Source organism: Bradyrhizobium monzae, from assembly GCF_021458635.1.
Lineage (GTDB): Bacteria > Pseudomonadota > Alphaproteobacteria > Rhizobiales > Xanthobacteraceae > Bradyrhizobium.
Genome location: NZ_JAIRDQ010000002.1, coordinates 1 through 13,817, shown reverse-complemented (window position 1 = coordinate 13,817; position 13,817 = coordinate 1). Strand labels below are relative to the sequence as shown.

Annotated in this window: 13 protein-coding genes; 3 read left to right on the top strand and 10 right to left on the bottom strand. The window is 64.6% G+C overall.

What is annotated here, in order from left to right:
- Positions 1-23: 23 nt before the first annotated feature.
- The 3 genes from K3F49_RS09255 to K3F49_RS09245 are packed head-to-tail and all read left to right on the top strand — an operon-like array spanning position 24 to position 3,279.
- The gene (locus K3F49_RS09255; RefSeq protein ID WP_234680624.1) at positions 24-593 is read left to right on the top strand and encodes a hypothetical protein; all 570 of its coding nucleotides are present in this window, start codon (positions 24-26) and stop codon (positions 591-593) included.
- A gap of 50 nt (positions 594-643) precedes the next feature.
- Positions 644-2,026 (top strand): ribosome biogenesis GTPase Der, encoded by a 1,383-nt coding sequence (gene der, locus K3F49_RS09250; RefSeq protein ID WP_234680623.1) that lies wholly within the window; start codon positions 644-646, stop codon positions 2,024-2,026.
- The gene (locus K3F49_RS09245) at positions 2,023-3,279 is read left to right on the top strand and encodes a TCR/Tet family MFS transporter (RefSeq protein ID WP_234680622.1); all 1,257 of its coding nucleotides are present in this window, start codon (positions 2,023-2,025) and stop codon (positions 3,277-3,279) included. Before der ends, K3F49_RS09245 begins: the two co-directional genes overlap by 4 nt.
- A 134-nt stretch (positions 3,280-3,413) precedes the next feature.
- On the opposite strand, the gene K3F49_RS09240 is transcribed toward K3F49_RS09245, so the two are convergent.
- The 10 genes from K3F49_RS09240 to K3F49_RS09195 form a co-directional block, all read right to left on the bottom strand.
- Positions 3,414-4,640 carry an ABC transporter substrate-binding protein gene (locus tag K3F49_RS09240; RefSeq protein ID WP_234680621.1) on the bottom strand — a complete coding sequence of 409 codons (1,227 nt, stop codon included), beginning with the start codon at positions 4,638-4,640 and terminating at the stop codon, positions 3,414-3,416.
- A 166-nt stretch (positions 4,641-4,806) separates the two neighbouring features.
- Positions 4,807-5,955, bottom strand: coding sequence for an NHL repeat-containing protein (locus tag K3F49_RS09235; RefSeq protein WP_234680620.1), 1,149 nt, complete (start codon positions 5,953-5,955; stop codon positions 4,807-4,809).
- 77 nt (positions 5,956-6,032) lie between these two features.
- A complete protein-coding gene (locus tag K3F49_RS09230) occupies positions 6,033-6,776 on the bottom strand; it encodes an SDR family NAD(P)-dependent oxidoreductase (RefSeq protein WP_234680619.1) in 744 nt (247 codons plus the stop codon).
- A gap of 136 nt (positions 6,777-6,912) precedes the next feature.
- On the bottom strand, positions 6,913-8,424 hold the full coding sequence (gene purF, locus K3F49_RS09225; RefSeq protein WP_234680618.1) for an amidophosphoribosyltransferase: 1,512 nt from the start codon (positions 8,422-8,424) through the stop codon (positions 6,913-6,915).
- Positions 8,425-8,451: 27 nt separating this feature from the next.
- On the bottom strand, positions 8,452-9,081 hold the full coding sequence (locus K3F49_RS09220) for a CvpA family protein (RefSeq protein ID WP_234680617.1): 630 nt from the start codon (positions 9,079-9,081) through the stop codon (positions 8,452-8,454).
- A gap of 168 nt (positions 9,082-9,249) precedes the next feature.
- Positions 9,250-10,698, bottom strand: a complete 1,449-nt coding sequence (radA, locus tag K3F49_RS09215; protein ID WP_234680616.1) for a DNA repair protein RadA — start codon at positions 10,696-10,698, stop codon at positions 9,250-9,252.
- Between the two features lie 16 nt (positions 10,699-10,714).
- Positions 10,715-11,443 carry a sulfite exporter TauE/SafE family protein gene (locus tag K3F49_RS09210; RefSeq protein WP_234680615.1) on the bottom strand — a complete coding sequence of 243 codons (729 nt, stop codon included), beginning with the start codon at positions 11,441-11,443 and terminating at the stop codon, positions 10,715-10,717.
- 310 nt (positions 11,444-11,753) lie between these two features.
- Positions 11,754-12,200 (bottom strand): ribose 5-phosphate isomerase B, encoded by a 447-nt coding sequence (rpiB, locus tag K3F49_RS09205; protein ID WP_234680614.1) that lies wholly within the window; start codon positions 12,198-12,200, stop codon positions 11,754-11,756.
- Positions 12,201-12,267: 67 nt separating this feature from the next.
- Positions 12,268-13,062 carry a transporter substrate-binding domain-containing protein gene (locus tag K3F49_RS09200; RefSeq protein WP_234680613.1) on the bottom strand — a complete coding sequence of 265 codons (795 nt, stop codon included), beginning with the start codon at positions 13,060-13,062 and terminating at the stop codon, positions 12,268-12,270.
- A 17-nt stretch (positions 13,063-13,079) separates the two neighbouring features.
- On the bottom strand, positions 13,080-13,817 hold a 738-nt coding region (locus K3F49_RS09195), incomplete at its 5' end, for an amino acid ABC transporter ATP-binding protein (RefSeq protein ID WP_234680612.1).

Here is a 13,817-nt window from a genome sequence, read left to right as displayed (position 1 = left end):
GAGAGCCGAGACGAGATATCGATATGCGCCGTACGCCACGTTTGATCGCAGCCGCCGTCCTGATCGCCTTCACGGGCCTCCTGGGCGGCTGCTCCAGCGGCGGATTCGATCCGAGCGATCTGCTCGACTTCCTCGACACCAAGAAGAAGCTGCCAGGCGACCGCAAGCCGGTCTTCCCCGAGGGCGTGCCGGGTCTGGAGCAGGGCGTGCCGAAGGACATGTACAAGGGCGCGCAGCAGCAGCAGCAGGATCCGAACGCGCCCGCTGTCGCGGCACTGCCGGCCGAGCCGCCGCCCGCTGAGCCGGCGAAATCGTCGAAATCCGCCAAGGGGAAGAAGAGCAAGCAGCCGGCCGCGACAGCAGCCGCACCGGCTGAAGCGCCGGCCGGCGAGGTCGATGGCGAGGCGCAGCCCGAGGCGGCTCCAGCGCCGGCCGCTCCGCCGCCCAAGCACAAGATCGTCCGCAAGCGCACCACCGCGCCACCGCCGGATCAACCCGCGCAGCAGTCGGCGCAATCGGCGCCGACCACCCAGCAACAGCAGACGCAGGGGGCCTTCCCGGCACCGATGCCCAGCGGCAGTTTCTCCCGCTGATATTTTTCACCGATTTGACAGGCGCTACCTCCACGGCGCACGAATGACCAATGTCCTTTACGATTGCCATCATCGGCCGACCCAATGTCGGCAAGTCGACGCTGTTCAACCGCCTGGTCGGACAGAAGCTTGCGCTTGTCGATGATCTGCCCGGCGTCACCCGCGACCGCCGCGAAGGCGAGGCCAGGCTCGGCGATCTCGAATTCACCATCATCGACACCGCTGGTCTCGACGAAGGCGCCAAGGGCTCGCTGACGGCGCGGATGCAGGAGCAGACCGAGGCTGCGATCGCGCAGGCCGACGCACTGTTCTTCGTGATCGATGCCCGCATCGGCCTCACACCCACCGACCGCGCCTTCGCCGATTTCGCTCGCAAGGCCAACAAGCCGGTGCTGCTGGTCGCCAACAAGAGCGAAGGTAAGCACGGCGATGCCGGCGCGATGGAATCCTTTGCGCTCGGCCTCGGCGATCCCATCCAGATCTCAGCCGAGCACGGCGAGGGTATGGGCGAGCTTTACGATGCGCTCGCCAAGCTGATGCCGGAGCCCGTCGACGAGGACGAGGCCGAGGACGACGAGCCGCTGACCGAGGAAGAGGCCGCGACGCGTCCGATTCGGGTTGCCATCGTCGGCAGGCCCAATGCCGGCAAGTCGACCATGATCAACCATCTGCTGGGCGAGGAGCGCCTGCTGACGAGCCCCGAGGCCGGCACCACGCGCGATTCCATCGCGGTCGAGATCAACTGGAAGGGCCGCGAATTTCGCGTGTTTGACACTGCCGGCCTGCGCCGGCGCTCGCGCATCGAGGAAAAGCTGGAAAAGCTCTCGGTTGCGGACGCACTGCGCGCGGTGCGCTTTGCCGAAGTCGTCGTGATGATGATGGATGCGCAGAACCGCTTTGAGGAACAGGATCTGCGCATCGCCGATCTGATCGAGCGCGAGGGCCGGGCGATGGTGCTCGCGGTCAACAAATGGGATCTGATGGAGACCAAGGGCGGCGGCGCGATCTCGACGTTGCGTCGCGACGCCGATCATTGGCTGCCACAGGTCAAGGGTGTGCCGATCGTTGCCGTCTCCGGCCTGATGGGCGAGGGCATCGATCGCCTGATGCAGGCGATCCAGGATGCTTATGCGCTCTGGAATAGGCGCGTGTCGACTTCGGCTTTGAACCGCTGGTTCGAGGAAGCGGTCCAGGCCAATCCGCCGCCCGCGGTGTCTGGCCGCCGGTTGAAGCTGAACTACATCACTCAGACCAAGGCGCGCCCACCGAGCTTCGTGTTGTTCTGCTCGCGCGCGGATGCAGTGCCGCAGTCTTATCTGCGCTACCTCATCAACTCGATGCGTGAGGCCTTCGACCTCCCGGGCACCCCGGTGCGCATTACGCTGCGCGAGAAGGCCAATCCCTTCGCACACAAGCGCAAGCGGCCGTCGTGAGCGGAGAGGCCGGCGAGGCGATAGCGCGAGGCGCTGCGCCGGTCCGGCGTGGAGCGGTCGCCTTCATCTTCGTCACCATCCTGCTCGACATGCTCGCGCTCGGCGTGATCATGCCAATCCTGCCCAGGCTAATCGAGAGTTTTGTCGGCAACGACACCGCGCATGCAGCCCGCATCTTCGGCCTGTTCGGCACTGCCTGGGCGCTGATGCAATTCGTATTCTCGCCGCTGCTCGGCGCGCTGTCGGACCGCTTCGGGCGCCGGCCGGTGGTGCTGCTGTCGAATTTCGGGCTCGCCGCCGACTACGTGCTGATGGCGCTGGCACCGTCACTGAATTGGCTGTTCGTCGGCCGCGTGATCTCCGGCATCACCTCGGCCAGCATCTCGACGGCCTTTGCCTATATCGCCGACATCACACCGCCGGAACGGCGCGCGGCGATCTTCGGCAAGGTCGGCGCGGCGTTCGGCGCCGGCTTCATTCTGGGCCCGGCGCTCGGCGGTCTGCTCGGCGATATCGATCCGCGCTTGCCGTTCTGGGCGTCGGCCGCCTTGAGCCTTGCCAACGCGCTCTATGGGCTCTTCGTCCTGCCGGAATCGCTGGCCTCCGACAAGCGCGCGCCATTCCGTTGGACCAGTGCCAATCCGATTGGAGCGCTGCGCCTGCTGCGTTCCAACGCGGCGCTGGCCGCGTTGTCGGTCGTCAATTTCATCGCGCAGGTCGCGCATGTGGTGCTGCCTTCGACCTTCGTGCTCTATGCGACCTATCGTTACGGCTGGGATTCCAAGACGGTCGGATTGACGCTCGCGATGGTCGGCATCTGCGCCATGGTGGTGCAGGGGCTCGCCGTCGGCCCGATCGTGCGCGTGCTCGGCGAGCGGAACGCGCTGCTGCTAGGTCTGTGCTGTGGTGCAATCGGCTTCGTGATCTTCGGCGCTGCGCCGACCGGGCCGCTGTTCTGGCTCGGCATTCCCGTGATGTCGCTGTGGGGCATCTCCGGCGCGGCCATGCAGTCGCTGATGACGCGGCTGGTCGCGCCCGATCAGCAGGGCCAGTTGCAGGGCGCGACCGCGAGCGTGCAGAGCGTGTCGCAGCTCGTCGGGCCGTTCCTGTTCACGTTGACGTTCGCGTATTTTATCGGCAACAGCGCGCCGCTGCATCTGCCCGGCGCGCCGTTCTTGCTCGCGGCAGCGTTGATGGTCGTTTGCGTGGCCATCGCGGTGCGGACGGTGGCTGCGACGAAGACAGTCTCATAGGGTGGGCAAACCGACTTGTCCGCCGTAGTTCGTAGAGCGAAGGCGGAAGCGTGCCCACCGCTTCTTCGTTTGCGGGGAGGTGGTGGGCACGGCGCTTTCGCACCTTTGCCCACCCTACGGCAGCGTTGACTGCCTTACTTCTTCACCAGCGGACACTCGCTGTCCTTGAGCGGCTTGGCCGCATCTTCCGCAGAGATGGTCGCGATCAGCTTGTAATAGTCCCACGGCCCCTTCGACTCTTCCGGCTTCTTGACCTCGAACAGATAGGCGGGGATGAGGCGGCGGCCATCGGCGCGCAGCGGACCGTTGCCGAACAGCGGATCGTCGGTCGGCATTTCCTTCATCTTGGCGACGACCTTGGCACCGTCATGCGGATTGCCGCCGAGCGCTTCCATCGCCTTGAGATAGTGCAGCACCATCGCGTAGTTGCCGGCCTGGGTCATCGACGGCATCGCATTCTTGCTGGCCAGTGCGGCGAAGCGCTTCGACCAGGCGCGGGTCTTGTCGTTCATGTCCCAGTAGAAGGACTCGGTGAAAGTCAGGCCCTGCGCCGTCTTGAGGCCCAGCGAATGCACGTCGTTGATGAACAGCAGCAGCGCCGCCAGCTTCTGGCCGCCGGAGACGATGCCGAATTCGGCCGCCTGCTTGATCGAGTTCGTGGTATCGCCGCCGGCATTGGCGAGGCCGACCACCTTGGCTTTGGACGATTGCGCCTGCAGCAGGAACGACGAGAAGTCCGAGGTGTTGATCGGATGCTTGACGCTGCCAAGCACCTTTCCGCCGTTCGCCGTCACGACGGCCGTGGTGTCGCGCTCCAGTGCGTGGCCGAAGGCATAGTCCGCGGTCAGGAAGAACCAGCTGTCGCCGCCCGCTTTGGTCAGCGCCTTGCCGGTGCCGTTGGCCAGCATGTAGGTGTCGTAGGTATAGGAGACCGTGTTCGGAGTGCAGGCCTTGCCGGTCAGGTCGGCGGATGCTGCGCCCGAATTCAGCAGCACCGAGTTCTTTTCCTTGACGAGGTTGTTGACCGCCAACGCGACACCGGAATTCGGCGTATCCGCAATCGCGTCGACCTTCTCGTTGTCGATCCACTGCCGGGCGATATTGACGCCGACGTCGGGCTTGTTCTGGTGATCGCCGCTCAGCACATCGATCTTCCAGCCCTTCTTCAGCAGGCCGGAATCCTCGACCGCCATCTTGATGGCGACCACAGAGTTCGGGCCGCCGATGTCGGCATAGAGGCTCGACATGTCGTTCAGTACGCCGATCTTTACAGTCTTGTCCTGGGCGTAGGCAGATGTGGCAAAACTGAAAGCGGCGCAGGCCAGCAGGGCCGCCGAGCGGCGCGCGAACGTCGTCGTCATAAAACGTCTCCTCCATTGTCAAATATGCGGTCGGCTCTCTTGCGGAGCCTTGTTCCAACGGACTCCGTAGCCGGTCCGAGGGTCGGCGGCAATGCGCCTAAAGCCGGATGACGCTGCGACGTAGCGTCATCCGTCGGTTAACTTTTGGGCAAAATGCGTTGAGGCGCTATTTGAGCGCGTCCGAGGTTAATCTGAATTTCTGGATGCGCTTTCCGGTGTCGACCTCGGCGGTATAGACGTTACCCCCGGCATCGACCGCCATGGCATGCACCCAGTGGAATTGGCCGGCATTGCGGCCGTTGTGACCGAAGCTGCCGACGACGCTTCCGTCCTCGCGCTTGATCACCCTGATCTCGTTGTTCTCGCCATCGGCGCTGAGCAAATAGGTCTGCTTCGGATCAGGCCAGATCGCGATGTCCCACACCGCGCCGTTGCCGAGCGTGTTCTTCTCGAAGAAGAACTCCTTCACGAAGGTGCCATCCTTTTTGAACACCTGGATGCGGTTGTTGATGCGGTCGCAAACGTAGACGAGACCGTCGTTGGCGATCTTCACGCAATGGACGGGATTGCCAAACTGCTGGGACACCGGCGCCTTGGGATCGTAGACTGCCTGCTTGCCGTCATCGGGCTTGTTGCCGTAGGCGCCCCAGTGCCGCTTGTAGGCCAGCGTGGTCGCATCGAACACAATGACGCGGCGGTTGCCATAGCCGTCGGCGACGTAGATTTCGTTGGCTTCCTTGTCGAGCGCGGTTTCGGCGGGCTTGCCGAGCTGTGTCGTGTCGTTGCTCCCGAGGCCTGGCGCGATCTTGCCGATCTGGGCCACGAACTTGCCGTCGAGCGTGAACTTCAGGATCGCGTTGTCGTTGTCAGCATTGCCGCCGATCCAGACGAAGCCTGCCGGATCGACCTCGATGCCGTGCTCGCGGCCGACCCATTCATAGCCGGTGCCGGGCCCGCCCCAGGACCGCAGCAGATTGCCGTCAGAATCGAATTCGAGCACGGGCGGCGCCGAGACGCAGCACTTCGAGCGGGGTGGGTTAAGGCTTGCGCCTTTCTCGTCGTCGGTGAGCGAGCGCGGACGGTGGATCATCCAGATGTGGCCCTGCCAGTCGACGGTGATGCCGCCGACCTGGCCGAGGATCCAATTGTTCGGCAGTGGCTTTGGCCAGGAGGCATCGACCGCGAAGGTCGGTACGTCGCCGGCTGTGGCGACGTTTGGATGTGCGAATGCGATGGCTGCGATCAGGATGGAGACGGCGTGAGAGACGCGTGCGAGCGCACGGCTAAAGCCTGCGCGATCATGCCATGGCGCCATGGCAACCTCCCTTTTTGGCTTGCGGCTTGCTGCCGCTTGAGCGCGGGCAGTCAATCGCGGGGAGGCGTGTGAGTCAATCAGGCCGGCGCGCGGAAGCTCATCAGGCTGCGCGTCTTGTAGTCGTAGAATTTGCCGGTCTCGGTCCAGTCGGGCGCGCATAGGGGGACGATGAACTCGGCGGCTTGCTCGGGTGTTTCGAGCGTGGCGGGATCTTCGCCCGGCATCAGAGTCGCGCGCATGCGGGTTCGGACCGGGCCCGGGTTGAACAAGTTGACGCGGAGCGCCGTGTTCGCGGTCTCCTGCGCCCAGGAGCGCGCCAGCGTCTCCAGCGCGGCCTTGGAGGCGGCGTAGGGGCTGACATAGGCGGTCGCCTTGTTGGCGGCGCCCGAGGTGATGAAGACGGCGCGGCCGGCGTCGGACTGCTTCAGCAGCGGCTCCATGCAGCGGATCAGCTGGAAGTTTGCGGAGACGTTGACGGCCATGACGTCGTTGAACGTCTTGAGCTCGATGTGGCCGACCGGCGAGGAGGGGCCGAGCACGCCGGCATTGCCGATGAGGATGTCGAGCTTGCCGTAGCGCTCGTGCAGGCCGGCACCCAGCCGCGCGATGCCGTCGGAATCGGTGAGGTTGAGCGGGACAAGCGTAGCGTTGCTGCCGCCTGCTTTGCGAATCTCGTCGTCGAGTTCCTCGAGCCCGCCCTGCGTGCGCGCAGTGGCAACGATATGCGCACCGGCCTTCGCCAGCGCGAGTGCCGTGGCGAAACCGATGCCGCGCGAGGCGCCGGTGACGAGAGCGATGCGGTCAGCGAGGAGCTTGGTCATGGCGCGGTTTTACAGGCGTGGACGGCTGGGACAAGCCCCCACACAGCCGTCATTCCGCGACGCGCGTGGCGCGAACCCGGAACGTCGAGATCCCGGGTTGGGTCCTGCGGACCGCCCCGGGATGACGCCTTCGGCGTCAGCTCGCCTCCGCCAGCAACGACAGCTGCCGCGGTTGCGGCTCGGTCTGGGTCTGGTCGGTGAGGTGGGTCGGATAGGCGCCGGTGAAGCAATGATCCGAGAATTTCGGATTGGCGGGGTCGCGGCCGGGCTCGCCCATGGCACGGTACATGCCGTCGATCGACAGGAAGGCGAGCGAGTCGGCGCCGATGATCTCGCGCATTTCCTCGAGCGAATGCGTCGCGGCGAGCAGGCCGCCACGGTCGGGGAGGTCGATGCCGTAATAATCGGGATAGAGGATCGGCGGCGAGGCCAGGCGGAAGTGCACTTCCTTGGCGCCGGCATCGCGCATCATGCGCACGATCTTCTTTGACGTGGTGCCGCGTACCAGCGAGTCGTCGATCAGGATGATGCGCTTGCCTTCGATCGCGGCGCGGTTGGCCGAATGCTTCATGCGCACGCCGGATTCGCGGATCGCCTGCGTCGGCTGGATGAAGGTGCGGCCGACATAGTGGTTGCGGATGATGCCAAGCTCGAACGGCACGCCGGAATGCTGGCTGTAGCCGACCGCGGCGGGCACACCGGAATCCGGCACCGGCACGACCACGTCGATCGGCACATGGCTTTCGCGCGCGAGCTGCGCGCCGAAGGCCTTGCGCACCTCGTAGACCGAGCGACCATGGACGATGGAATCCGGACGCGAGAAATAGATGTATTCGAAGATGCAGGGGCGCGGCGCTATCGGCGGGAACGGCTTGTGGATGTCCAGGCCATTCTCGTCGAACACGATGACTTCGCCGGGCTCGATGTCGCGCACGAAGCGCGCGCCGATGATGTCGAGCGCGCAGGTCTCCGACGTCAGGATCGGGCAGCCGTCGAGCTCGCCCAGCACCAGCGGGCGGATGCCGCGCGGATCGCGTGCACCGACCAGCTTCTTGTTGGTCAGCGAGACCAGCGCGTAGGCGCCTTCGATCTCGCGTAGCGCATCGATATAGCGCTCGATGAAGCGCGCGCGCCTGGAGCGCGCGACCAGGTGCAGTATCACCTCGGTGTCGGTGGTCGACTGCATCATCGCGCCGTGTTTCACGAGCTCGCGACGCAGCGTCAGGCCGTTGGTGAGGTTGCCGTTGTGGGCGACCGCGAGGCCGCCGGCATTGAGCTCGGCAAACAGCGGCTGCACGTTGCGCAGGATTGTCGCGCCGGTCGTGGAATAGCGGACATGGCCGACCGCCATGTTGCCGGGCAGGCGGTCGATCACCTCGCGGCGGGAGAAAGTATCACCGACGAGGCCGAGACGGCGTTCGCTGTGGAAGCGGCTGCCGTCGTAGGAGACGATGCCGGCGGCCTCCTGGCCGCGGTGCTGAAGGGCGTGGAGACCGAGCGCCGTGATGGCGGCAGCGTCGGGGTGGCCGTAGATGCCAAAGACGCCGCATTCTTCACGGAGCGTATCGCCCTCCAGGTCGTCCTGAAGCTCTAGCGCGGCCGGGCCGGTATCGAGATCAAGTTGGGCGTCCTGGTCAGGGTGTCGCATCTCGTCCGCGCCTCTCTGTTGGCTCAATCAACGCGCCGCAGGTTTCTCGATCAGCTTCTTGAGGCTGTCACGAGCAGGTTTGCTGTATCCGTCGCCAGTGCCCGAAGGCTGCTGTTCGGTATCAGCTTGATCATCATCTGGTTTGTTTTTCTTGAATCTCTTCAAGATGGTGTTCTCGGGGTCATCCGGCAAGAGGGACATCAGCCAATCCCCGGTTCCCTGGAGCACCACGCGGGATTTTGCCCCCGAGACCCAGTCCGGACGCTGCTTGTCCGGCACCAGCCAGGTGAAGAACAGGAAGGCCACCACGACAATCAAAAGCCCGCGAGCCAGCCCGAACAGGAACCCAAGGGTGCGGTCCAACGCGCCGATGCGCGAATCCAGGATCATGTCGGAGATTCGGACCGTGATCACGGAGACCACGACCAGGGTACCGACGAACACACCGGCAACCACGACCACGCTCGCGACGGTGTCGTTGTTGAAATAGGTCTTGGCGGTCGGCAGCAGCTTCGAAAACGAGTACAGCGTCACAATCGCCGCCGTGCCCCAGGCCGCGATCGAGAGGATTTCGCGCATGAAACCACGGACCATCGCGAGTAGGCCCGAGATCAGCATCACACCGAGCAGGATCAGGTCGAGGAGTGTAACTGGCATCGGCTGGTCTGGTCCGCTCGTACTCTCAAAGGGTGCTCAGCGAATCGGTGTTTGGCCGCCGCCCTAACTGAAGGCCAGACGACGTTCCCGGCAAGGCCGTAACCACGCAATCCCATGCTGCTTTTGTGACGGCTATATAGCGGTGGGGACGCTTGACGTCACCTCCAGCTACCCCTCGCCACGGCGGAATCTTGCCGGTGTGGCATTTTTCTCCGCTGGCGGGTTCGAGTCGCCGCGGCGGGAGCCCTTGGCGGCGATTTCAGCGACCAATGTCGTCAGGCTGTTAACCGCGTTCAGGGTCAGTCCGGCGTCACCGCCGGCATCGACGCCCCGGGCCGATTCGGGCAGTACGGCGCGCTTGAAGCCGAGCTTGACCGCTTCCTTGAGCCGGGCCGGGGTCTGTGCCACCGGGCGGATGACGCCCGATAGCGAAATCTCGCCGAAATAGACCGCGTCGGTGGGTAACTGTGCATTAACCAGCGAGGAAACCAGCGCCGCCGCTGCGGCCATATCGGCCGCCGGCTCGTGGATGCGCAGGCCGCCTGCGACATTCAGATAGACGTCGTGGCCGGACAGCTTGACCCCGCAATGGGCTTCCAGCACCGCCAGCACCATCGAAAGCCTGCTCTGATCCCAGCCGACCACGGCGCGGCGCGGGGTGCCGAGCGAGGTCGGCGCCACCAGCGCCTGCAATTCGACCAGAACGGGCCGCGTGCCCTCGATGCCCGCGAACACTGCGGTGCCGGGTGTGCCGAGGTCACGCTCGGACAGGAACAGCTCCGACGGGTTGGTGACCTCGCGCAGGCCGAGCCCGGTCATCTCGAACACGCCGATCTCGTCGGTCGGGCCAAAACGGTTTTTGACGGCGCGCAAGATTCGGAATTGCTGCGAGCCTTCGCCCTCGAACGACATCACGGCATCGACCATGTGCTCGACCACGCGAGGGCCGGCGATCTGGCCGTCCTTGGTGACGTGGCCGACCAGGATGATGGCCGCACCCGTCTTCTTGGCGAACCGAATGAGGGCCTGCGCCGAGGCGCGCACCTGGGTCACCGTGCCGGGCGCGGATTCCACCGTGTCGGTCCACATCGTCTGGATCGAGTCGATCACGATGAGCCGGGGGACTGCGCCTTCCGACAGCGTCGAGACGATATCCTCGACCGAGGTCTCGGCCGCGAGCTGCACCGGCGCATCCGACAGCCCGAGCCGCTCGGCGCGCAGCCTCACCTGGGCGATGGCTTCCTCGCCGGAGATGTAGACGATGCGGTGGCCGGCGCGCGCCATCAGGCTGGTCGCCTGCGTCAACAGCGTCGATTTGCCGATGCCGGGATCGCCGCCGACCAGCAGCACCGAGCCGCGGACGAAGCCGCCGCCGGTGACGCGGTCGAGCTCGGTCATGCCCGAAGACAGGCGCGGCGCGTCAGGGCTTTTGCCGGCAAGGCTCTCGAGCGCAAATGTCCGGCCCTTCCGCTTGGAGCGGATCGAGACCGGCACGCTGCCGGTCGCGTCCTCCTCGGCCAGCGTATTCCACTCGCCGCAGGACTCGCACTTGCCCTGCCAGCGGTTATAGGCCGCGCCGCAGTTCTGGCAGACGAAGGAAAGCGTGCTCTTGGCCATGGACGTGAATCGGTGCTCAGGGGGATTGCAGAGCGTTCCATAGCATGGAGAGCCCCGCCGCGACCATGATCGCATCCATCACCAGGCGGAACATCTCCGGCTTCAGATGCAGCACGAAGCGTTTTGCGATGAACGCGCCGACCATCAGTGAGGAGCCCGCGATCAGGCCTTTGATGAAGACATCCTGCGTCAGCGCGCCAAAACGTTCGAAGGTCACGGATTTCGCGAAGTAGAGGCCAAGCGAGGCGGCGGCTTCGGTTGCGAGAAAGGCGCCTTTGGAAAGGCCGTAGAACAGGAACAGCGGTACGCTGAGCGGGCCGGTCGAGACCACGATGCCGGTGAGATAACCGATGATGGCGCCGCCGATCGCGAGATGCCAGAGATTAGCCTTGAGGTCGTGCCGCGCCAGCCAGTGTCGCGCCGGCACCATCGCGATCAGGAAGACGCCGATGGCGAGATCGACGGCGTGCGAGGGCAGGGCGAGCAGCGTCCGTGCGCCCAGCACGGCAGCCGGAATGCCCGTGACCGAATAGGCCAGGCACGCCCGCCAATCGACCTCGCGCCACCACGCCAGAATCCGCGAAAAATTCGCCATCACGGAGGCGACCGCCATGATCGGCACGGCCTCCTTCGGTCCATAGGCATAGACCAGCACCGGCATCAGCATGATCGACGAGCCCGTGCCGACGATGCCGGAAACGGTGCCTGCGATCAGGCCAACGCTGAGGACGAAGAGAAAGGCCAAGGCAAGGGCTCCTGGGAATCGGACCAGTCTAGCCGGAGGAGGGGACATGAGTGAATGGCGGCGCCCATCGTTTCGCCGTTGTCCCCCGCGTGTCCCGGACGCGGTGCGGCACCAAAAGCGCGTCCACGCGCGTCTTCGACGCGCTATGGTGACGCTCCGCAGAGCTGGGACCCTGCAAGCCACGCCCTCAACCGCCGCATGGGCCCCGGCTCTGCAGCGCATCGTCGAAGCGACGCTGCGCTGCGTCCGGGGCACGAGAATGCAGCTTCGCTACGCTCGCAATGACGGAAGATGAGCCCCGGGCCAGACGTCAGCCCTGTTCGTCCATAACGCGCAGCTTCTCGACGCGACGGCGGAAGTCTTCGTCCGTCGAAAACTCGGCTGAAAGATACGACGAGACGAGATCGACGGCGAGCCAGGCGCCGACGATCTGCGCGCCGATGCACATGACGTTGACGTCGTCGTGCTCAACGCTCTGGTGCGCGGAATGGACGTCGTGGCAGACCGCCGCGCGGATGCCCTTCATCTTGTTGGCGGCGATCGAGGCGCCGACACCGGTGCCGCAGACCATGATGCCGCGTGTGGCTTCGCCCGAGGTGACTTTCTGTGCTACGGCACGCGCGATGTCGGGGAAGTCGACCGGCTTGTCGTCATACGAGCCGACATCGACGACATCGTGGCCGAGCTCGCGAATGTGATCGATGACGGTTTGCTTGAGCGGCCAGCCGGCGTGGTCGGATCCGATGACGAGACGCATGTGATGTCCTTTTTGATTTTGTATTGACCGTGACAGCCGCAAGCGGCCGTCACGGTGTCTTTCTGGTTTAGCTGCGCATGTCGGGTGGCAGCTCGACGCCGTGGAACTTCTTGTAGATCGCGTTGAGCTTGCCGTTCTTGACGTTCTCGGTAATCCAGGCGTTGAGCTTGTCCATCAGGCGCTGCTCGCCTTTCTTCAAGCCGATGGCGAGATCGAAGGTAGCCAACGGAATCCGAGATTCGAACACGCGCGAAGGGTTCTTGACCCCGATCTGGTTGATGATCGTCGCGGACGAGGCGACGCAGTCGACCTGGCCGGAGACGGCTGCCGTCACCATGGTGGCATCGTCGTCGTAACGGGCGATCTTGAGGTCCTTGTCCTTCATGTTGGACAGGGTGGTGTCCTGCGTAGTGCCGCGCGAGACGCCGATCGACTTGTCCTTCAGATCGGGCCAGTCCTTGACGGTCGAGGATTTCAGGCAGCCGACGTCGGATTGCAGCGTCGCGTAGCGCTTGCTGAAGTCGATCACCTTGGCGCGATCAGGCGTTACCGACAGTGTCGAGATGATGATGTCGGCCTTCCCGGTCAGGACGTTGGGGATGCGGGTTGCGCCGGTGGTCTGGACGAATTCGAGCTCGAACCCCCAGTCCTTGGCGAGCAATTGCGCTACCTCGACGTCGGAGCCGGTCGGCTTCATGCTCGAATCCATCATGCCCGAGGGCGGGATGGCGAGGTCGGTCGAAATGCGGATCTTCTTGGCCTGCGTGATGTCATCGAGCAGATCGGCCGATGCCGGCGTGGCTGTCATCATGACGAAGCCCAGCAGTGCGGCGGCGGTGCCCAGCATTGTCTTCCTTGTCATCCTTGTTCTCCTCCTTGTTATGATTTTAGGTTTCCAGTGCCCACGAATTGCGTGAGTTCGGGTGTCGTCGGCGACGTCAGGATCGAGGCGGGGCCGGTCTCGTGGACCTTGCCGCGATGCATGAACACGATCCGGTCGGCGATACCTTTGGCAAACCCCATCTCATGGGTGACCATCACCATGGTCATGCCGTCCGCCGCCAGTTGCTCGATCACCTTCAGCACTTCGGCCGTGAGCTCGGGATCGAGCGCCGAGGTGACTTCGTCGAACAGCATCACCTTCGGCTGCATCGCGAGCGAGCGGGCAATCGCTGCGCGCTGCTGCTGGCCGCCCGAGAGCTGCTCGGGATAGGCGTGCAGCTTGTCCTCGAGCCCGACCTGCGCCAGCACCTTGCGCGCCAGATCCTTCGCCTGCGACGCGGCTATGCCCTTCACCGCGCAGGGCGCAAGCGCGATGTTCTGTTCGATCGTGAGATGCGGAAACAGATTGTAGCTTTGGAACACGATGCCGACGTCCTGGCGCAGAGCACGGAGATCGACGTCGGGTCGATCGACCCTGTGTCCGCAGACGACGATCTCGCCGCCGTCGACTTTCTCGAAGCGGTCGATGCAGCGCAGCGCCGTGCTCTTGCCGGAGCCTGAGCGGCCGATCAGTGCCAGTACCTCGCCGCGCTCGACGGCGAAAGAGACGCCGTCGAGCACCCGGAGCGGGCCAAAGCTCTTCTGCACGTCGCGGAGCGACACGATCGGTTCGGA